At 73.1% G+C, this 20,597-nt stretch carries 13 protein-coding genes; 6 read left to right on the top strand and 7 right to left on the bottom strand.

What is annotated here, in order from left to right; genetic code table 11:
• Positions 1 to 110 precede the first annotated feature (110 nt).
• Positions 111 to 2,273, top strand: a complete 2,163-nt coding sequence (locus tag ACMA1D_RS26285; protein WP_414726483.1) for an SMI1/KNR4 family protein — start codon at positions 111 to 113, stop codon at positions 2,271 to 2,273.
• 506 nt (positions 2,274 to 2,779) lie between these two features.
• On the opposite strand, the gene ACMA1D_RS26280 is transcribed toward ACMA1D_RS26285, so the two are convergent.
• Together ACMA1D_RS26280 and ACMA1D_RS26275 are read right to left on the bottom strand one after the other, a co-directional pair.
• On the bottom strand, positions 2,780 to 3,103 hold the full coding sequence (locus ACMA1D_RS26280) for an AzlD domain-containing protein (protein ID WP_414726482.1): 324 nt from the start codon (positions 3,101 to 3,103) through the stop codon (positions 2,780 to 2,782).
• Positions 3,103 to 3,780 (bottom strand): AzlC family ABC transporter permease, encoded by a 678-nt coding sequence (locus tag ACMA1D_RS26275; RefSeq protein ID WP_414726481.1) that lies wholly within the window; start codon positions 3,778 to 3,780, stop codon positions 3,103 to 3,105. Before ACMA1D_RS26275 ends, ACMA1D_RS26280 begins: the two co-directional genes overlap by 1 nt.
• Before the next feature lie 155 nt (positions 3,781 to 3,935).
• Here ACMA1D_RS26275 and ACMA1D_RS26270 point away from each other — a divergent pair, with 155 nt between their 5' ends.
• Positions 3,936 to 4,472, top strand: a complete 537-nt coding sequence (locus tag ACMA1D_RS26270) for a helix-turn-helix domain-containing protein (protein ID WP_414726480.1) — start codon at positions 3,936 to 3,938, stop codon at positions 4,470 to 4,472.
• Between the two features lie 349 nt (positions 4,473 to 4,821).
• Here the strand turns inward: ACMA1D_RS26270 and ACMA1D_RS26265 are convergent, their stop codons facing one another.
• Positions 4,822 to 6,993: a hypothetical protein gene (locus ACMA1D_RS26265; protein WP_414726479.1), complete on the bottom strand. Its 2,172-nt coding sequence runs from the start codon at positions 6,991 to 6,993 to the stop codon at positions 4,822 to 4,824.
• Positions 6,994 to 7,440: 447 nt separating this feature from the next.
• Between ACMA1D_RS26265 and ACMA1D_RS26260 the strand changes: the two genes are divergently transcribed.
• The 3 genes from ACMA1D_RS26260 to ACMA1D_RS26250 all read left to right on the top strand — a co-directional run bounded on the left by ACMA1D_RS26260 (position 7,441) and on the right by ACMA1D_RS26250 (position 9,395).
• Positions 7,441 to 7,656, top strand: a complete 216-nt coding sequence (locus tag ACMA1D_RS26260; protein ID WP_414726478.1) for a hypothetical protein — start codon at positions 7,441 to 7,443, stop codon at positions 7,654 to 7,656.
• Complete coding sequence (locus tag ACMA1D_RS26255; protein WP_414726477.1) at positions 7,653 to 8,393, top strand: glycosyltransferase; 741 nt, start codon at positions 7,653 to 7,655, stop codon at positions 8,391 to 8,393. The genes ACMA1D_RS26260 and ACMA1D_RS26255 overlap by 4 nt, the downstream gene beginning before the upstream one ends.
• Before the next feature lie 228 nt (positions 8,394 to 8,621).
• Positions 8,622 to 9,395 carry a class I SAM-dependent methyltransferase gene (locus ACMA1D_RS26250; RefSeq protein WP_414726476.1) on the top strand — a complete coding sequence of 258 codons (774 nt, stop codon included), beginning with the start codon at positions 8,622 to 8,624 and terminating at the stop codon, positions 9,393 to 9,395.
• A 257-nt stretch (positions 9,396 to 9,652) separates the two neighbouring features.
• On the opposite strand, the gene ACMA1D_RS26245 is transcribed toward ACMA1D_RS26250, so the two are convergent.
• The 3 genes from ACMA1D_RS26245 to ACMA1D_RS26235 form a co-directional block, all read right to left on the bottom strand.
• Positions 9,653 to 10,684, bottom strand: a complete 1,032-nt coding sequence (locus ACMA1D_RS26245) for a class I SAM-dependent methyltransferase (protein WP_414726475.1) — start codon at positions 10,682 to 10,684, stop codon at positions 9,653 to 9,655.
• Positions 10,681 to 14,949: a non-ribosomal peptide synthetase gene (locus tag ACMA1D_RS26240; protein ID WP_414726474.1), complete on the bottom strand. Its 4,269-nt coding sequence runs from the start codon at positions 14,947 to 14,949 to the stop codon at positions 10,681 to 10,683. Before ACMA1D_RS26240 ends, ACMA1D_RS26245 begins: the two co-directional genes overlap by 4 nt.
• Before the next feature lie 157 nt (positions 14,950 to 15,106).
• Entirely contained in the window at positions 15,107 to 17,173 is a 2,067-nt protein-coding gene (locus ACMA1D_RS26235; RefSeq protein ID WP_414726473.1) for a non-ribosomal peptide synthetase, read from the bottom strand.
• Between the two features lie 934 nt (positions 17,174 to 18,107).
• Between ACMA1D_RS26235 and ACMA1D_RS26230 the strand changes: the two genes are divergently transcribed.
• Positions 18,108 to 18,686, top strand: coding sequence for a hypothetical protein (locus tag ACMA1D_RS26230; protein WP_414726472.1), 579 nt, complete (start codon positions 18,108 to 18,110; stop codon positions 18,684 to 18,686).
• A 173-nt stretch (positions 18,687 to 18,859) separates the two neighbouring features.
• On the opposite strand, the gene ACMA1D_RS26225 is transcribed toward ACMA1D_RS26230, so the two are convergent.
• Positions 18,860 to 20,365: an alpha/beta fold hydrolase gene (locus ACMA1D_RS26225; RefSeq protein WP_414726471.1), complete on the bottom strand. Its 1,506-nt coding sequence runs from the start codon at positions 20,363 to 20,365 to the stop codon at positions 18,860 to 18,862.
• Positions 20,366 to 20,597: the final 232 nt, after the last annotated feature.

The raw sequence follows: 20,597 nt of genomic DNA, 5'->3' as shown, positions 1-20,597 counted from the left end.
CGCCCGCACCATCAGGAACCACGCCTGACCTGCGCACTCACCCCTCACTCCGAGGAGCGCGCTGGGTGGGCGAACGGCCACTGTCAGTGGTGGGTGGCAACATCGGCCCCATGACAGAGACCACGAACTTCGACTGGCGCCCCTTCCTCCTGCGGTGGAGTGAAGAGTGGGCGGACTCCCTCACGGACGACGACGTGCGGGACGCGGACGACCTGGCCGCCCGCCGGGCCCGCTGGCTGGGTTTACCGCCCGCGACCGAGGAACAGATCGTCGCCCTTGAACAGCGCCTGGGCCGCCGGCTCCCGCCGTCCTACCGGGAGTTCCTGAAGGTCACCGACGGGTGGCGGCACGCCGGCGGATTCGTCTGGCTGCTGGCCGGGACCGCGGACGCGCACTGGCACGAGAACGAGTCGGAGCTCGCCGAGATGTTCGCGGAGTTCCTGGACGAGGACGCCGACGCCGAGGAGCGGCGGGTGGTGGACATCTGGCACCGCGGGCTCCAACTCGACGTCGAATCCGATGTCGTCCACGTCCTCATGGACCCCGAGGACGTGGCCGAGGACGACGAGTGGACCGTCTACACCTGGGCGAGTTGGCGCTGCGAAGACCCCCAACCACACGCCAACTTCTGGGAGTTCATGCAGGAGATGTACCGCGAGTTCCACAGCCTGCGGTCCGGGGACGGCAGTGCGGCGGCCCCGGAGTTCGCCAACGACACGACGCGCCGGCTGGACGACCAGGTGGCAGAAGCCAAGCTCACGGCCCTGCGCGGCGACTGGCAGCAGGCCCTGCGGATGCTGGACGAGGCCAGGGAGTACGGCAGACCGCTGGCCACCGGGCTCGGCGACCAGATCCGCCGGCTGCTCGGGGAGACCTACCAGGTGTCCTTCGACGGACTGGCGGCCGATGCGCGGTACGCGTCGGAGGTGCTGCCGCCCCTGGTCGCCGACCACGCGGAGCACTCGTACGGCGACGACTCCACCCTCATGTACTCGCTCCGCGGCGCCGACGAGGACCTGGTGTCCCTGGCGTACGCCACCCTGGACGAGGTGCGGAAGCTGACGTACCGCTACACCGCCACCGGGCCGTTCGGGGTGGCGGTCGAGCGGGCGCGGGCGCTCGCGCGGGAGGCGGACACCGACGGCGCCTGGCGGATGCTGCGCGCGGCGCTGCCGCAGTGGGAGCCGGTGGGGCCGGACCACATCGTTCCGCTCGGCTGGCTGGCCGATCCGCTGCTCGGGCCGCTGTGGACGGCGGAGCGGGGCCGCGAGTTGCTGGCCACGCCACGGGGCGGGCAGGCGGGCGCCACCCCACCGCCGACGCCCGGGCTCGACCTCGACGGCCTGGAGTGGCTCGCGGAGTCCGAGCGCGACGAGGAGCCGACGCCCTACCGGTTCGTCCTGGTCGAGGGGGTGGCACCGGACGAGATGCCCGGCCGACTCGCCGACGGGTCCGCGGAAGACGGTCGGGTTGGCGGGGACGGCCAGATTTCCGAAGGTGGCGGCGGCCGGGCTTCCGGAGGCTGGGGCCGGCTGTCCGTGCCCCTGAACCGGGAGGAGGCGTACCGGGACGCCCGGGCCGACCTCCAGGAGTTCTCGTCCTTCGCCGACCGGGCGCTGATGGCGGTCGGCCGGGCCGGGGCCGGCTGGAGCTTCGCCTTCGACGGCGACCCCGCCGGGTTCCACCGCCCCCGCTTCGTCTCCCCGGCGGCAGCCGCCAGTACGGGCACCCGGGCGGTGGTGGTGTGGAGCGGGCTGCACCCACAGCACGGGGAGGAGGCGTTCTGCCACGTGTCGGTGGCGGCGGACGGCGTCGAGCAGTACGCGTTCACCTACCTGGCCGGCGAGGTCCGGACGAGCGGCGAGGTGCCGCCGGCACTGGACCCGGCCCGGTTCTTCGGCGACCCGAGCCAGCCGACCGATCAGGCCGCAACGGTCGCGGGCGAACGGGCGCTGCTGGCCGCGCTGGCCGACGAGTTCGGCGTCACCCTCCCCCGGCACGCCATCCGGTACGGGCGGCTGCCCATGTTCGTCAGCCGCTCCTGGACCCGACCGCCGCGCGACGGCGAGGGGTACCTGGTGATCCAGCGGCCCCGCGTCACCGACCCGGGGCCGCTACGCGCGCACCTCACCGCCGGGGGCTTCACGGCCCCGGACCCGGCAGACGCAGACCGGACAGACGCAGGCCCCGCGGACGCGCACGCCGCACACACTGCCCCGAAGGACGCGCGTGGCGTGATACCGGAGGGCCGACGCCCCGGGGGTGACGCGTAGCACCGGACCCGGCACCGGCTGGGTGGCCGCCGCGACGGCCCACCCGCCTTGCGCACCTGTCTTACGCACCCGCCTTGCCCGACCACTGCACCGACCGCCTTGCCCGACCACCCACCACACACAACCACCACCCACTCCGCCCCCGGCCCCCGGCCGCCAAGCCAAACCACCTCGGACCGAACCACGTTCCGCCCGCCCGGGGCACGCTCGGCGCGGCTTGCTCGGAGGGCCCCGACACGCTCCCTGATCACACCGCAAGCGGGCCCAACAGCCCATACACAGCGCGCACTTGGTGAAGTGGGAGTGGGTGCTGCCTGACGCTAAAAGTTCAGCGACCGATGGGCGAGAAGCCAACGTAACGGAGATCCCGCCGAAGTTCGGCGTGCGGGTGCACGAGGTCTCGATCCGGGACCCCACCGCCTTCGTGCAGCGGATGTCGCAAGCCGGTCGGTGGTGCGGTGGCGTCCGGGTTCATCCACAGCCAGCGCCCGGCGCACGTGCCGCGGTCACGGTACGGAGAGCAGGCGGAGCCCGGCCGTGACCGCCGCGGCGGCGATCACCACCAGCAGGAAGGGGGCCTTGCGGTAGGCCAGCACGCCGCCGACGACCACGCCGGCGGGGCGGGCGACCCCGCCGATGTGCTGGCCGGTGGCGAGCACGGAGGTGACGACCAGGGCGGCGAGGAGGACGATCGCCGAGGTGTTCAGCAACTGTTCGGCGCGCGGCGGAAAGGTGAGCCGGGAGCGCAGTACGGGTCCGGTGAAGCGGAAGGCGAAGGTGCCGGCGGCCAGGGCGAGGAGGGCGACCAGTACGGCGGGCGAGTAGGGCATCAGGGGGCCTTCCCCTGCTCGGCCGGGGTGGCGTTGAGGAACACCGCGCCGAGCGCCAGCAGCACGGGCAGCCCGGACGGCAGGAACGGGGTGGCGGCCAGGGCGACGGCGGCGCCGACCAGTGCCGCCCGGCGCATCTTGCGCTCGCGCAGGGCCGGCAGCATCAGTGCCAGGATCACCGCGGGGAACATGGCGTCGAGCCCGAGTGCGTCCGTGTCGTGGATGACGTTCCCGGCCAGTGCCCCGAGCAGCGCCCCGGCCGGCCAGCAGATCAGTATGCCCACCCCACACACCCAGTAGGCGCTGCGCTGCCTGGGCACGTCGGGCTGACCCAGGGCCAGTACCACGCTCTCGTCGTTCATCAGGTGCGAGGCGACGACCCGGCGCCAGCCTGGCTGGATCACCCGGGGCGGGATGGCGAGACCGTACGGCAGGTGCCTGGCGTTGACGAGGAGGGCGACGAGCACCGCGGCCACCGGGCTGCCGCCGGCCGAGATCACCCCGACGAACAGGAACTCCGACGAGGCGGCCAGCACGAGGAAGGCGGCGAGCACCGGGAACCACATCGGGAGGCCCGCGGTGACGCAGACCGCGCCGTACGAAACGCCGATGGCGCCCACCGCGAGACAGGCCAGCACGATCCCGCGGAGCAGACTCCGATCCAGGGTTCGCCACATCGATCGCATGTTGAATATAATGAACACATCGTCCGACCCCGTCAAACACACGGATCACCATGTCGCCACAGTCCCCACCCCCGTCACCGTCCGAAGGATCCGCCTCCGCGGGCGGGCCGTCCGGCGGCCCTTCTGCCGGCCCGTCCGCGCCCCTGATGAAGACCGTCGCCGCGGCCCTGCGGCAGGAGCGGCAGCGCGCCGGGCTCTCGCTCAGTGAGGTCGCCCGGCGCGCCGGGTTGTCCAAGTCCACGCTCTCGCTGCTGGAGTCGGGCTCGGGCAACCCGAGCCTGGAGACGCTGTGGTCGCTGTGCGTGGCGCTGGGCATCCCGTTCTCCCGGCTGCTGGACCTGCCCGCGCCCCGGGTCCGGGTGGTGCGCGCCGGTCAGGGTCCGGTCTTCGCCGCCGAACACGCCGACTACCGGGCCACGTTGCTCGCCGTCGGCCCGCCGGGAGCGCGCCGCGACATCTACACCATCACCGCCGAGCCGGGCAGCCAGCGCACGTCGAGCCCCCACACACCGGGCGTCGTCGAGCACGTGGTGCTCAGCACCGGTCGGGCCCTGGTGGGGGTGGAGGCCGACCCCGTCGAACTCCACCCCGGCGACTACATCGCCTACCCCGCCGACGTACCGCACGTCTTCCGCGCCCTTGAGCCGGGTACGACGGCGGTGCTGGTCTCGGAGAACGTCTGACACCACGGCTGCCACGGCCGGCAGAGTTGCCCACCTGGGCCACCAAGGTTGCTCACCTGGGGTCATCTGGGTTGCTCATCTCGGGTCACCGGGGTTGCCCGCCTCGGAGCCCAGGCTTGCCCACTCACCCTGCGTGGGCGCCAGCCCGGAGGGTGGGAAGCAAGGGGGTGAGAGGAAAGGGAGGGTGGGAAGCGGTGGGGCGTCCGGGCACAGCACGACGGCGGGGCGCCGGTGTGGCGCCCCGCCGTGCGGGAACGTGCGAGGGGCGAGGAAAGCGAAGGGACTAGATTCATATGGAGAATTGGAGAAGGAAGTCCCTTCATGGCCTCGCCCGGGCTTACCGTAACAGTCACCCTGGGATCAGGTCACGCAGGTTTTCCGGGGTGATGACCACCGAGTCCGGGTGCAGGCCGGTGGGACGCTCCAACCCCAGGTAGGTGACCGGTTCCGCGGGGACCTCCCCGCCCTCCCACCGGGTGGTCGTGGTGGCGCGCTCGGCCATCAGGCCGACGAGGTGGCGGACTGTCAGGTAGTCGCGTTGCATGACCCCGCGCAGCAGGGTGCCGACCGACAGTTGGTTCTCCTCGACCCGGTTCCCACTCGGCTCGCCCTTGAGGTAGAAGTGCAGCCAGTGGGCGTACCAGGCCCCGTCGGCCTCGCGTACGAACGCCACCGGCAGGGCGACCCGGCCCGGCCCGCGCAGGTCGGACTTCATGCGTACTGTACGGGCCTCGAACGGCTGCCCCTGCTGTTCGCCCTCGCGCAGCATGAAGCCGAAGAACGACTCCGCGACCTCGTGGAACCCCTCCCCCGCGTAGATGTAGACCTGCGGGACGATGGAGGCGCCGCGCACCGCACCGAGCCGCAGGTTGATGAACTCCGAAGCACCCTCGGGCGCGTTGGTGATGTCACCCGAGTGTTCACCCTCGGCCCGGGTGAGCGCGGTGTACGACAGCCAGCCGTCCGTCTCGTACGCGGCGTTCAGGATCAGCGCGGACAGGTCGTAGTCGGTGGCCCGGGCGGTCTGCTTCCAGTAGACGAAGAACCGGAGCAGTTCGCCGTCGATGCGCGAGCGGGAGCCGCGCGGCAGCACGCCGAGGCCAGCCGCGCTCGCCCGACCGCTCAGCGGCAGGGTGACGTCCAGCACCTCCGGATCGACCAGCAGGTGGCCGGGGGTGGGGAGCCGGCGCCGGGTTTCGGCGTCCAGGGTGGCGATCAGCCGGCTGCGGACGGCATCGGGCAGGGCCCGGCGCCGGTCGGGGGCCGCCCAGGCACCGCCGAACCGGTTGACGAACAACCGGCCGTGGCGGGCGTCGCCGGACCGGTTGCCCAGGTGTTCGCGGACGGAGAGCAGCACCCGGCCGGAGATCTGCGGGGCGACTTGCTCGGCCGCGGCCAGCACCGCCGCGCGCTCCTCGTCGGTGGAACAGGTGCGCAGCAGCCGGTCCAGGGTGCGGAAGAGCTTGCCGGGCGCGGTCGCCAGCAGGCGGGTCGCACCGGTCACGTCGTTCGCGGCGAGCAGCCCCTCGACGCGGCTGTCGAACGAGCGGGCTTCCTGCTCGCCCCGGGCGACGGCGAACACCTCGGCGGCGTGCGGCCACTGCGGGTACTCGTGCGGGTGCAGTCGCTCGCCGAGCCGCTTGAACTGCTCGCGGTGCGCACCGACGTCGGCGAGCTTGGCCGGGGCAGCCGCGACCAGCCCGTCAAGGCAGGCCAACAGCGCCCGGCGCAGCCCGCGGGGCACCGAGCGGAACCGGGTGGGCTCGACCAGGCTGACATCGCCACCCACCAGCGCACAGGCCAGCCTGAGCACGTCGGTGACGGTGTCCACCTGCGGGTCGGCACCGACCTGGAGGCGGGCGGCGTTGATCAGGGCGCGGTTCTCCCGCACCGGGATGTCGTCCGGCTGCGGCCCGTCCGCGCAGTGCCCGGCGAGCGTGCCGAGGTCGGCGATGCCCTGCTCGCCGAGCGGGGTGGTGCTGCCCGCCAGGGCCAGGTAGAGGGCGGTGACCTCCGTCTCCAGCGGGCCGCCGAGGTGCAGGGTGGTGACCCGGTCGCCGGCGGCTGCGATCAGCTCGTCGTGCGCGGCCAGCATCTGCTGGTAGGTGTGCTGGTAGTTGCCGTACTTGGGCAGCGTCAGCAGGTCGACGGTGCCGGCCCGCAGCCCGGCCAGGGTGTTCTCCCGGGAGGCGCTGTCGAGCAGGGCGTCGACGATGCACTCCATCCAGAAGTCGAAGGTGTCGGGCACCCGGGCAGGGAAGTCGATGAAGTACGTGTTGTGCTGGACGTGGTCGCCGACCAGTTCGCGGACGGTGTCCAGGGTGCGCACCGCGGTCGCCACGACGCTCTCTTCGGCCAGCTCGGACAGGCTGGCCAGCAGGTCGGCGGAGAGCTTGAATCCCACGGACATCAAGGCCGCGTCGAATCGCCGCGCGGCCCGCGCGCCGTCGCCGGCGGGTCCGGTGGGGCGCGGAACGCGGTGGGTGTGTCGGATGACCATGGATTCGAGTCGCTGGGACATCTGCGCAGAATGACAGCAACACGCCCCCTTGCGCACATGGGTTTCGACGCGTGTGCCCACCCGCGGGGCGACCCACCCTGATGCCCGCCGCCTTGTCCCGCGCCGCGGGCCCGTATCGACGCGCCGACCAGTAACTATCCGACATCATCCGCTAGTTGGGCATGCGCACCGCGCGCGGACGGCAACGCTCCGGACGGGGATTTACGGCTCCGCGAAACACGCCTTCTCCCGTCTGGACCCGGAGGCCCCCGGCTTGGAGCCGCGGCTACCAGAGTCCAACCCACATCCTCAGCGCCGACGCCAGCGCGCCCGGCTTGCTCGCACAACCACGCCTTCCCCGGCACGAGATTGTGGTCGCCGCACGGCTCCTACTCAGCACCCGGCCCTACGTCGGCTGAGTATCCGTGCTCAGGCAAGCCGTTCGAAGGCGTTCGTAGGGTCCTGCCCATGGACACGGACCACGCAGCTCGCACCCTTTCGCGCCGGGTGGGCATCTCGGCGGTGGCCTCCTCCTTGCCGCAGTGCGGGGTGGCGTCGTACGCACTCCAGGAACAGCGCACCGCCCCGGACCCGGTGCACAAGGGGGCGCGCCCCGAGGTACGGATGCTCTTCGCCGGCCCCGGCGCCGCGGGCGTCATGACGATGGTGCGGGAGAAGGCGTGAGCGGCCTGTGGGTGGTGGTCCCCGCCCACCAGGAGGCGGCCCGGCTGGGTGACACGCTGGAGGCGCTGGCCGCCCAGCGGGACCGGGACTTCACGCTGGTGGTCGTGGACAACGCCTCGACCGACGGCACGGCGACCATCGCCTACGAGTTCGCCCGCTGGGCGCCGTTCTCGGTGCACGTGCTGCACGAGCCGGAGAAGGGCCTGGGGTGTGCCGTGGACACCGGCTGCCGGTACGCGATCCGGCACGGCGCCTCGCTGTTGGCCCGTACCGACGCCGACTGCCTGCCCCGGCCCACCTGGACGGCGGCGGCCCGCACCGCGCTGGCCAGCGGCGCCGGTCTGGTCTGCGGGCGCGTCGACGTCCGGCGCGACGAGCACGGGCCGCTGGGTCGGGCGGCCTTCCGCGCGCTGGTGCGCGGCGCGGCCCTGTTCGGCCGGGTGCGCCCGGCGCACCGGCGCCGCCACGGCTACCTCGCCCCGTACCGGATGCACGCGGGCAACAACCTGGCGATCACGGCGGCGCTGTACGAGAAGGTGGGTGGGATGCCGCGCCGGCCCTCACCCACCGACCGGCTGTTCGTGAACCAGGTGCGTCGACACACCGCCGCCGTCGTGCACGCCCGCGACATGGTCGTGGAGAACTCCACCCGCAGGCTGCGCGACTACGGGGTGGTGGGTACCGCACGCTGGTACCTCGGCGAGGGTCTGGGGGCGCGCGAGGAAGACCCACGTTGACGCCCGAGGCACGCGGGCACGCTCCGCACCGCCCCCCGCAGCGGCCGGTGCCTGGTGGCCGGGGTGGGGCGGGTGCGCGCCGGTGGCCCGGGGCCGGCACGGCGCTGCACGTCCGTCACGGGCGACCGCGGGGCGCGGGCTGGTGTTGGTGACCAGTCCCCAGCGCGTACGCGACGGGGCAACGGGGCAATCTTGTCAGCACGCGGCCCCTGTCTGAGGATCGGTGTCATGAACCGTATCTATGACGACAAGCGGCTGGCCGGCGCGTACGAGCACGGCAACGAGATGCCGGAGGCGTCGTTGCGGGCGTGGGTCGCGTTGATCGCCTCGTACGCGCCGCGGCCCGCACCCGCCGTCATCGAGGTCGGGGCGGGCACGGGGGTCTTCTCGGCGGCGCTGGCCCGCTGGGTCCCGGGGAGCGAGGTGGTGGCCGTGGACGCGTCGGCCGCGATGCTCGCCGAGGCCCGGCGCCACCATTCGCACCCGACCGTGCGCTATCTGTCGGGCGAGGCGGAGGCGTTGCCCGCGGCGGCCGACTGCTTCGACCTGGCCCTGCTCTCCCGGGTGGTGCACCACATCCCCGACCGGGCGCGGGCAGCGCGGGAGCTGGCCCGGGTGGTGCGCGGCGGCGGGCGGGTCGTGGTCCGCACCACGTTCCGCGAGCGGCTGGACGCAGTGGTCTACGACTACTGGCCGCAACTCCGCGCGCTGGACGCACAGCGTTTCCCGGGTCGGGCGGAGGTCGTGTCCGACTTCCTCGCCGCCGGATTTGACCTGGAGTCGGTCGGCTCCTTCGCCCAGCCCGTCGCGGCCGGCCTCGCCGACTACCGAGCCCGGCTGACCCACGCACCACAGTCCAAGTTCACCCAGCTCACCGACGCACAGTTCGCCCGGGGGCTGGCCCGGATGGAGGCCGCGGCAGCAGCCGAGGCCGCGGCCGGCGGACCGCGACCGGTCCTCGAACGCTACGACGTGGCCGTGTTCGCCCTGCCCAGCCCGTGACGGTCGCCGCCCACGGGATAAGGGCGGGGTGACTCAGCGGGGTTGGGGGGGCCGGCCCCCCTGTGCCAGCCTCATCGCGCCCCGAGCACACCTTGTTCCAGCTCCGAACGCCCCTGGTCCAACCCTGGTCAAGCTCCCGACCAACCCTGGCCAAGCCCCGTCAGCCCCGCACCAGCCCCGGCCGAGCGCCGTACCGGCCCTGGTCAAGCCCCGCACCGGCCCGCCCCAGCCTCCGCCAGCCCCCTGTCAACCCCGCTTCACTCGTAGTCCGCGCCGATGAAGCGGCTGCCTGCGACCCGGGGCACGCACTGGTGCAGGCTGTTGCCCCGGCCTGCCACCAGGCTCATTCCGGTGGGGCGCAGGGTGAGTTCCAGGACGCGGAGGCGGTGTGCGGGGGCGCGGTGGCGCAGCCGTTCCGCCAGTTCCGTCGGCAGGTTCTCCGCCCCGCTGACGCACAGGTAGGGGTCGTCCTCCGCGGCGGCCAGGTCCACGAACTTGCTGCCGCCCTCGTAGTTGACGCTGAACGCGGCGACCCAGTCGAGGTCGAGGCCGGCCAGGAGGTCGGGCAGGTCGCCGAAGCGCCAGGCGTGCACCACCGGGTGTAGGTAGGCGTCCGCGTCGATGACGTGCCGGATGTCGCCGGCCGCGGCACTCTCGCTGGTGGAGCCGTAGCGGTCGGCGGCGAGGGTGAGCCCGAGGGCGCGCACCGTGGCCAGCCCGGAGCCCGCGTCCGCCTCGTCCAGCAGGGCGTGGACCAGTTCCCGGTCCAACAGCCGGTCGTGCTCGCCGATGGCGTGGTAGAGCCACAGGTACAACAGCCCGTCGGGGGCGAGTCGTTCGCTGAGCCAGCGCAGCCCGGCCCGCGGGTCGGGCAGGTGGTGCACCAGGCCGGTGCACACCACCAGGTCGAAGTCGTCCGCCAGGTCGAGCCCGGGCACCAGCCCCTGCCGGAAGTCGATGTTGCCCACCCCGTGCCGGTCGGCCAGTTCGCGGGCGACCGCGAGGGACGCCTCGCTGGCGTCGACGCCGACGAAGTGCGCCTGTGGGTGGCTCTTGGCCAGGGCGACCAGCCGGTGCCCGGTGCCGCAGCCCGCGTCGAGCACGCGCCGGGTGCCCAGCCGTCCGTCCGCCAGCAGGAAGCCCATCGCGTTGGACACGTCGTGGATGAGCCCGGATTCGGCGTCCGGCGAGGGGTAGGGGAAACGCTCGTACAGGCTGCGGACGTCGGCGGTCGCCGCGGTCCGGTGGGGTGGGACGGGCGCCGGTACGGACTCGGGGTGGGTGTTCACGGGGTCCTCCGGGTGTGCAGTCGGCTCAGCAGGCCGCGGGCGGCCAGTACCACCCGGGGCGGGCGCATCATGCTGTAGTGGTCGGCTTCGATGGTGTCCTCGGTCCAGTCGCCGCTGGTCCACGGCGTCCAGTCAGTACGGGCCACGACCGCGGTGCGCAGGCTGTCACTCGCGTACACGGCGTGCAGCGGGGCGCGCAGACAGGTGTCGGGCCGCCAGCCGCGGAAGATGTCGCTCTGGTGCCTGATGGTGCGGAAGTGGTGTTCCAGGGTGTCCCGGTCCGGGTCGCCGGGTGGCCCGGACAGGTCCAGGACCCGGCGCAGCGCGGCCTCGTCGGCGACCGTCCCTTCCGGTACGAGGTCAAGGACGCGGCGGCGGTCCGCGGTGTCGCCTGCTCCGTAGGTGGCGTTGAGGGCGAGGCGCAGGGCCTCCTGGTCGCCGTCGGGTTCCCAGTCGCCGATGCCGCAGTCCCACAGGTCGACGGAGGTGACCTCGATGCCGCGCCGTTCGAGTTCGGCAGCGAGGGCGAGCGCCCCGTGCCCGCCGAGCGACCAGCCGAACAGGGCCAGCGCGGGCAGCCGGGTGTGGGTGACCAGTTCGGTGGCGTACCGCCGGGCCAGTTCGGGGACGGAGGCGGGTTCCTGGCCTGCGCCGGCCATCGCCGGCGACCGCAGGCCGAGGACCGGGAGGGTGGGGGGCAGCAGGCGCAGCAGCGGTTCGTAGGCGTGCAGGGTGCCGCCGAGTGGGTGGACGAGGACGAGCGGGGCACCCTCGCGGTGCGGCGTCAGCGGCGTGACCAGCCGGTGGCTGCCGGCCGATGCGGTCCGGGCCCGGGTGGGTGTGGCGGTGGTCGTGGGGGTGCTGGTGGGCGGGGCCTGTGGGCTGGGTGCCGGGGTGCCGGGTGGGGGCTCGCGGTCGGCGATGGCTGCTTCCATCGCGGCCAGGGTGCGGTGCTCGAAGATGATGCGCAGCGGGAGCCGAACGCCGAGCTTGGCCTGTGCCTCCCTGGCCAGGTGGGTGGCGAGCAGGGAGTGGCCGCCGAGGGCGAAGAAGTCGTCGTCCGCGCGGACGCTCTCGCGTTGGAGCAGTTCGCGCCAGAGGCCGGCCAGGGGGCTGTCAGCCGGTGCGCTCGTGGTCTCTTGGTTCGCGGTCGGTGCGGTGTGCGCCGCGGCGATCAGGGTGTGCAGCGCCGACCTGTCGAGCTTGCCCGCGGCGGAGCACGGCAGCGCCTCCAGTACGTGGTACGCGGCCGGGACCAGGTGGCGCGGCAGTCGCTCGGCGGCGAAGTCGCGCACCGCGTCCGTGGCCAGCCCGGGCCCGGCCGGTACGAGCGCGCCGACCAGGACCGGGCCCGCCGGCCCTGTGTCCAGGACGGTGGCCGCCGCGTCCGCGACGAGCGGAGCGGCCCGTAGGGTCTCGGCGACCTCGCCCAACTCGATGCGGTGGCCGCGCAGTTTCACCTGGTCGTCACGGCGGCCGAGGAACTCCAGGGTGCCGTCGGGGAGCCAGCGGGCCAGGTCGCCGGTGGCATAGGCCCGCTCGCCGGGGACGGCCGTGCCGGTGCTCGGCCCAGTGCCAGGGGTGGTGGTCGTGGTGGTGGCGGTGCCGGCCGTGGCGACGGTGTCGGCCGTGGCGATGAAGCGTTCGGCGGTCAGGTCGGGGCGACCGTGGTAGCCGATCGCCAGTTGCGGCCCGGACAGGTACAACTCGCCGGGGAAGCCGGGCGGCACCGGGCGCAGCCGGCGGTCGAGCACCCGAGCGGTGACCCCGGCCAACGGGCGGCCGATCGTGGGCCGCGGGTGGTCGGCGTCGATGGCGCAACCCGTGGCGTTCACGGTGAACTCGGTCGGCCCGTACACGTTCACGGCCCGTACCGGCCCGGCGCTCAGCCGCGTCCACAGCCCCTGCGGGACGGCCTCGCCCCCCAGCACCAGCAGCCGCGGGGCAGCCGGCCCGGGCTCCAACAGCCCTGAATCCACGAGGTGTTGGGCATGGGTCGGGGTGGCGTCGAGCAGATCGATCCGGTGGTCGCGGAGATAGCTGACGAAGCGCTTGCCGTCCAGTCGCAGCGCGCTGGGCACCGGGTACAGGGTGTGCCCCGTGCCCAGCATCAGCACGGACTGCCAGGAGGCGTCGAAGGAGGGCGGCGCATTCTGGGCGACCCGCAGCGGGGGACCGGCGTCCGACGCCAACCGCGCGAATGCCAGTCGGTGCATCGCCTCCGCGAAAGCGGCGAGGCTGCCGTGGCGTACGGCCACGGCCTTGGGCGTACCGGAGCTGCCCGAGGTGAAGATGACGTACGCGGTGTCGTCCGGGCCGGGGGCCTGCCCGGCCGGTGCGGTCGCGGTGGGGGCACCGGATGACGGGCCGGGGGAAGCACCGGGGGCCGCGTCGGAGGACACGCCGGGGGCCACATCGGAGGGCGCGCCGTGCGTCCAGTGCAGCCGCGGCAGTTCCGGCGGGGCGAACGCGTCGTCCTGCCCCTCCTCCACGACCAGCACCCGGACCTCGACAGCAGCCACCATGTGCCGCAGCCGGCGGGCGGGCAGGTCGGGGTCGAGCGTGACACAGACCGCACCGGCCTGCCACACCCCGAACACGGCGGCGATCCGCACCGCCGCGTTGCGCGCGAGGATGCCGACGGCCGCGCCCCGCCGGACCCCGGCAGCCACCAACCGACCGGCCAACACATCCGCGTGGGCTACCAGTTCGGCGTAGGTCAGGGTGATCGGCGGCCCGCCGTCGGCCGGGTCTGCGACGACGGCCGGGCGCTCCGGGTGGTGCAGGGCACGGGCCCGTACCGCGGCCGGCAGCACGGTCCACGGCAGTTCGGGCAGCGGGACACCTCGGGCCAGCTCCTCCACCGTTCCCCGCACCGTGCGGTCAGTGAACGGAAGTTCATCCAGCGGCAGGGCATCGAGCGGTACGGCGTCCTGGCGTGCATCGCCGCCGGCCCGCACCCCGGTCACCAGCGTCGCGAACGCGGCGGCGAGGCTGTGCGCCGTCGACTCCTCGTACAGTTCGGTGGCGTATTCCAGCTCGCTCGGGGCGCCGGGGGCTGCGTTCAGATGGAAGGTGAGGTCGGACTTGGCTGCGCCGGTGTGCAGGGGGACGCGGCTGGTACTGGTGCCGGTCAGCTCCAGTTCCTCCACCGCGTACTGGAGCTCCAGCGCGACCTGCAACAGCTCGGGGCGGGCCGCGTCCGAGGCCGGGGCGGCGGCGACGATGTCGTCGAACTCGCAGCTCGTGTGCGCCATCGCCGCGAGCACCACCTCGTGCGCGTGCCGTACGGCGGCGCCCACGGTGCGCTCCGGCGGCAGGTGGAGCCGGAGCGGGACGGTCTTGAGGAAGTAGCCGATGGTGTCCTCGGCTTCGGCCTCCGCGCGGACGCCTACCGTCGTGCCGATCACCACGTCGGTGGTGTCGGCGAGCGCACCGACGGTACGGCCCAGCGCGGCGAGCGCCACGGCGAACGGCGGGGTGCGCAGTTCGGAGGCCGCCGCACGCGCGGTGGCGAACCAGTCGGACGGCAGCGGGATCGGGATGCGCCGGCCACTCCTCGGGGCGGCGGCCGGCGCCTGCCGGTCGGTGGGCAGCGCCATCCGGGCCGGCACGTCAGCCAACTGCCGTGCCCAGTAAGCCCGGTCGGCGGCGCGCTCGGCGTCTCCGGCCGCGGTGGCCAGTTCGTGCTGGGCGGTCAGCACGTCGACGGCCGGCGCGGGCCCGGCGTTGCCCGCGTACGCCGCGCCGATTTCGGCGAAGAGGAGACCCAGCGCGTACCCGTCGCAGATCAGGTGGTGCAACACCACCACCAGCAGCCACTCCTGGTCGGCACAGCGGAGCAGCCGGCCGCGAACCAGCGGTCCGCCGTCGAGGTCGAAGGGGTGGCGGGCCTCGGCGGCTGCTGTCTCCACCGCCAACTCCCGGGCCCGCCGTGGTCCGTGCTCGCGCAGATCGGTCTCGGTCAGCGGGAACCGGCCGGCGGGCGCGAACACGACCTGGGGCGCGCGGTCGTCGCCGGTGACGACGGTGCGCAGGGCCGCCTGGTTGCGGTAAACGGTGTCCAGGGCCCGGCGCAGGGCGGCGACGTCGAGCGGCCCACTGACCAGGAAGGCCGCGGGTTCGTTGTACTGGGCGCTGCCCGCCGCCATCCTGGAGGCGAACCACAGCGGGCGCAGCAGCGCGGGCAACGGCGTCGCCGCGCCAACATGCACACGCCCGTCCGGATTCGGCGGAATCGCGGGGCTGGCCGATGGGGTGGTCATGCGCCATCACCTCCGAGTCGAGTGGGTGGGGCCGGGCCCGTGCGAGTGGGCTACGCGAAAGGGTTGTGCGGGCGGGTTGTGCGGGTGAGTTCGCGCCGGCGGGAAAGGTGAACTACCACTTGGGAAGCGGTAGTTGGAAGCGGTAGCCGTTGGGCGCCTAGCCCGCACCGCCTCCCCCACCGGCATCGGCATCGTCGTCCGCAGCAGCCGGAGGCGCGGCCTTGGCGGTGATCAGGTCGGCGAGTTGGCGTACGGTCGGGTTGCTCATGACTTCCACGGTGGAGAGCCGTACGCCGAACCGCTTCCGGACGGCGGCGACCGTGCGCATGACGAGCAGCGAGTGACCGCCGAGCGCGAACAGGTCGTCGTCGAGTCCGGGGCGCGGCCCATCAAGCAACCCTTCCCACAGGGTGACTAGGAAGGACGCGGGCGCGTCCGGCGCCGGCGCGGGTCCGTCCGGCCCGGCTGCCGGCGTGGCCGTGGCCGGCTCGGCTGGCGTGTCGGTACGGGCCGGCGCGGCGGCGGGTTCGGTGGGCCGCGGTACGGGCACCAGGGCGGCCAGGGCGGCGCGGTCGATCTTGCCGTTGGGTGTCCGCGGCCACTGCCGCACCTCCACGAACACGCCGGGCACCATGTAGTCGGGCAGGGCCGCTCGCAGGTGTTCGCGCAGCGAACTCGGGTCCGGCGCCGGGGCACCGGCCGGCTGGACGTAGGCCACCAACTGCGGCCCATCAGCTCCCGGCCGGGCGCCGACCTGGGCGTGCACGACGTCAGGGTGTGCCGTCAAGTGGGCCTCCACCTCGCCCGGCTCCACCCGGTGACCGCGGATCTTGACCTGGTGGTCGGCGCGCCCGACCAGTTCGACAGCGCCGTCCCGCAGCGTACGGCCGAGGTCACCGGTGCGGTACAGCCGGCTGCCCGGCGGGCCGAACGGGTTCGGGCGGAAGCGCTCGGCGGTCAGGCCGGGGGCGCGGTGGTAGCCGCGGGCCACCTTGTCACCCCCGATCCACACCTCGCCCAACTCCCCTGCGGGCAGCGGCCGTAGCGCGGCGTCCAGGACGTACAGCGTGCTGCCCGGCAGCGGCCGGCCCACCGGGACGGTGTGGGTGTCGCGCGGGCCGACCCGGTGGCCGGTGGACCAGATGGTGGTCTCGGTGGGGCCGTACACGTTCCACACCGCAGCGCAGCGCGCGCCGAGTTCCGCCGCGAGGCCGACGGACAGCGGCTCGCCGCCGGACAGCGCGACCCGCAACCCACCGGGCCAGCCGGTCTCCAGCAGAGCCCGCCACACCAGCGGCGTCGCCTGTCCGATCGTCGCCCCACCGGTGCTGAACAGGTCCGCCAGCGCCTGCGGGTCGAGCGCCTCGTCGTCGGTGGCCAGGAGCACGGTGGCGCCGTGCACCAGTGGCAGGAAGACGTCGACCAGGATGGGGTCGAAGGACGCCGACGTCATCGTGGCCCACACGTCGCCGCCGGCGGGCCTCACCACCGCACCGAACGCCAACACCCCGGTAATCAGGCAGCGTTGGTCGACGGCCACCCCCTTCGGGCGGCCCGTCGAACCGGAGGTGTACATCACGTACGCGAGGTCGTCGGGGCCCGCCGGCCGGTGCACGCTGCGCGCTGGCGCCGGGCCGGGGGCGTCGCAGCACACCACCCGGCCCACCGCGCCGGCGCCACCGGCGGCAGTGGCCCGCTCGGCCGCCAATCGGTCGGCGAGCCTGGTGACGGTCACGACGACCGAGGCGCCCGAGTCGACGAGCATGTGCCGGCGCCGCTCGGGCGGGTAGGAGGGGTCGATCGGCACGAAGGCGTGCCCCGACATGACCACCCCGACCAGGGCGACGACCAGTTCGAGCGAGCGGTCAACGACGACGGCGACGGGCTGTCCTGGCCCACCGCCGAGCTCAGCGGCGAGCCGTTCGCCGGCCGCGATGAGCTCCGCGTAGGTCAGCGTGCGCCCGCCGCAGCGCACGGCGATCGCGTCCGGTGTGCGGCGGGCCCGTGCGGTGAGGAGGTCGGAGAGCAGCCGGTCCGCCGCCGGCCCGGCTCCGTCGAACGCGTCGGTTGCCGCGGTCGGTCCAGCCGCCGACGCACAGGCCGGGGCGGCGGCCGGAGGAGTGGTCGGCGGCGCAGCGGTCTGCGCAGTGGTCGCCCCCGGAGCCGGCGCGGTGCCGCGCCCCTGGGCGGAGGCGGATATCTCTCCGGCTAAGTCCCCGGTCATCGTGCGTCTCCGGAATGCGCAGCCGCAGCTCGCCGCGCGGTCCGCCACCTCGTTGCCATCGGGCCACCTCTGCCCTCGAAGATCGCCATGTCAAGAAAGGTCGATACCCGAGTGCCCGAGGCCACACACGCGGGAATTGGCCATGTTGGGTAAACAGCGGATGGCCGGCGGTAGCCGAATTCCACCGGAAAAGCTGGCCGAACATTCCCGGGCTGTGGCATTGCCCGCGCAATACGGGCCGCGAATGCCCCGCCCCCACGCCACACCGTCACCGCGCGACCGCACCGCCTCCACCCGCACCGACGCAGCGGTGCGCGCCGGTCGGAGCCCGCCGTCGGCCGTCTCTCCCCGGTCGGCCCGCTTGCCCGTACGGGCGGCAGTCGGGCGCAGGCGGGCCGCACGCCCGGCCCGGCTGGCATACGGCTGACTATGGCCGGGGGCAAGGGCCGTCGGTGCCTACGAGTGGCAGCCGACTCCGGCGCGGGCGGCTGACTCCGACGGGACCACGGCGACAGAACCGACCCGAACCCGGGCCGCGGCACAGACCCAGGCCGTAGCCGTAGCCGTAGCCGTAGCCGTAGCAAATGATCGGGCCCGTCGGGCGAAGTCCCGTCGACGTCCGCCACACCGCGTTACGGCTTAGCGTCCGACTCCTCGTACGCCCCCACGTACTCCTCCGCATACGACGGAATGCACGAAGCCCTCCAGAACTTTCCCCGAGGCGATCATCGCAGAACTCCAACGCCCCACCCATAGACGACTGATGAGGAAATTCCAGCCACCCCATCGGAGGTCATTCCCACCCGCCGCAATCCGCGAGGCCCCTTTCTCGGCCCGGTCAGACCAGAGGTTGACGGGAGCTCATCCCGCGTACGGACCCGGATGACCTCTCTGGGCTGACGACCGGAAGCGGACGTTCGAAGAGGCTGATGCCATGAACACCACCGAACGGATCCGTCGCACGACCACCGCTCACGGCACCGAGCGGCCCGTACCCGTCTGGGCGTCGTACGTGGCCCACGCCATTCCGCTGCTGCTGCTCCCCCAGTGCCTGTGGCGGCTGCCGTTCGCCTTCGGCTTCGAGATGGGCATAGACGCCGATGAGCCGTTGCCCTCGTCCTGGATCACCGTGCCGTACATCTTCGGTCTGAGCCTGACCACCGAGGCGTTTGCGTTGCTGTGCTTCGGTCTGGTGCGCGGTTGGGGCGAGGTGGTCCCGGCCTGGGTGCCGTTCATCGGCGGGCGGCGCGTCGCGCCCTGGGCCGCAGTCGTCCCCGCCACCCTCGGCGGCATCGCGGCCACCGCGCTCTGGGTGCCCGGGGTGCTGGGCTGGTTCGGGACGGGTGACTCCGCGGACTACACCAGCACCGGCTGGGAAATCCTGGCCAAGGTGTGCATCGCCCCCGGCACGCTGTGGGGTCCGCTCGTACTGGTCCTGACGTACGCCTACTACCAGCGCCGTTGCCGGCCTGCGACGGACCAGGAGCTGCCGGCGGCCCCGACGCCGGCCTGACCCGGGCAGCACGCCGAGCAGAGCACGCGGTCGAACGGGTGGCTGGGCAGATAGACAGATGGGTGAGTGGGGCCGGCCCCACGGCGGGCGGTGCCCCGTATCCGCGGGTGACGCGCGGGCTGGCGACCGACGACGATGGCCACCAGCCCGCGCGTCACCCACTCGGCACCAGTTCAGCCCGTGCGGCTGAGCAGATAGTCGTCGATCACCCGCATGGCCTGCTCCGAGCTGCCCCTGCGGTAGAGCCAGTGGCCCACCATGTCCATGGTGAACAGGGTGGCCTTCGGAAAGGCGCGTGCCATGCGCTGGGCGCCGGGCAGCGGGGTGGCCAGGTCGTGGGTGGCGTTGGCCACCAGGACCGGCGGCAGCTCACCCGCGGCCTGCGCGGGCTGCGGCTTGGGTGGCATGGTCCAACCCTGGCAGCCCAGCACGGTGTCCAGGGCCTGGGAGTTGTAGCGCACGTGCGGTGCCGCCTTGGCGACACGCTTGCGCATCGCCTGGTACGCGGCGTAGTCGGGGATGCGGAAGTCGTAGTCCCGGCAGAGCACGAGCTGCATCGTGGGGTTGATGCCGGTGGGTATCCAGAACACCTCGCCCCGACCGGTGTGCAGCGCGGCCAGTTGCTCGGCCGTCTGCTCCCAGCCGCCCTTGCCGAGGGCGAAGGTGAGGAAGTCGGTGAGTTGGTCGGCGTCGACCTTCTTCTTGGTCGGGCCGTTCGGGCCCGGATCGCGCAGCGTGCCGGCATCCGCGCGGGCGAACAGGTCCTTGGTGACGGCCAGCACGTCCTTGCCGTTCAGCGCGCAGGACCGGTCCTTCGCACACCAGGCGGCGAAGCGCTTCAGGGTCTTCTCGGTGGTGACGCTGCCGTCGGTCAGGTAGCGCTCGGCGCTCGGTCGGCTCGGGTCCATCGCACTGTCCAGGGCCAGCGCCCGCAGGTTCTGCGGGAACAGGCGGGCGTACCGCTCGCCGAGGAAGGTGCCGTACGAGTGGCCGATGAAGCTGATCTTGCGTTCGCCGAGGGCCGCACGGATGGCGTCCATGTCGCGGGCCACGCTCTCGCCGTCCAGGTGCGCGGCGAGCGGACCGGTGAGCTGACGGCAGCTCTCGGCGAGTTCGCCGTTGAGCGTGCGCAGCTTCTGGAACTGGGCCGCGCTGTGCGGGCGGTGCGGGACGGCTTCGGCGATCTTCTCGTTACAGGTCGCGGCTTGGCTGCGGCCGATGCCACGGGGGTCGAACCCGATCATGTCGAACCGCTGACGCATCTTCTCGGTGTACCCGGTGATCGGGTCGTCCGCGTACAGCGCCTCGTCGGCGCCGGGAGCGCCGGGGCCACCCGGGTTGGACAGCAGGACGCCGATGCGCCGCGCCGGGTCGGCCGCCGGGTAGCGGGCCACGAAGAGGTCGAGGGTGGGTCCTGCCGGCTTCGACCAATCCACGGGCACCGTGACCGTGCCGCACTGCGCCTTCGGGCTGGGGTCGGGGTAGGGCGGCTCGGCCTTCGGGCAAGGACCCCAACTAATCGATTTTGCAGGGTAGTTGGCTGCCATCGAGCCGGGCTGCTGGTGGGCGGTCGCCGTGCCGGGGCCGGCCAGTGTGGCGAGGGAGGCGGAAACGGCCACCAGGACGGCCGGCACCCGCCATCTGCTCGCGGGGATGCGCTCGTGCGTGCTCGTACTCATGCGCGCCACTGTTTCGGCCGTACGTGGTGGTGGCTCGATGGGCACATGGTGAGCAGGTAACAACGGCGCCCAGCCCGTGCTCCTGCCCTGGTGGGTGTGATCGGCGTGCCGGGGGTCTGCTCGGCGTACGAGGGGTGGGTCCGTTGCGGGGCTGGCCGGCCGTGGGGCACGGGCCAGCCGGCCGGGTGTGGCGTACGGGTGTGGCGTACGGGTGTGGCGTACGGGTGTGGCG

This window comes from Streptomyces sp. 796.1, assembly GCF_047525675.1.
GTDB lineage: Bacteria > Actinomycetota > Actinomycetes > Streptomycetales > Streptomycetaceae > Streptomyces.
Note: the sequence above shows the minus strand (reverse complement) of the source record. Positions and strands in the feature narration are given on the sequence as shown.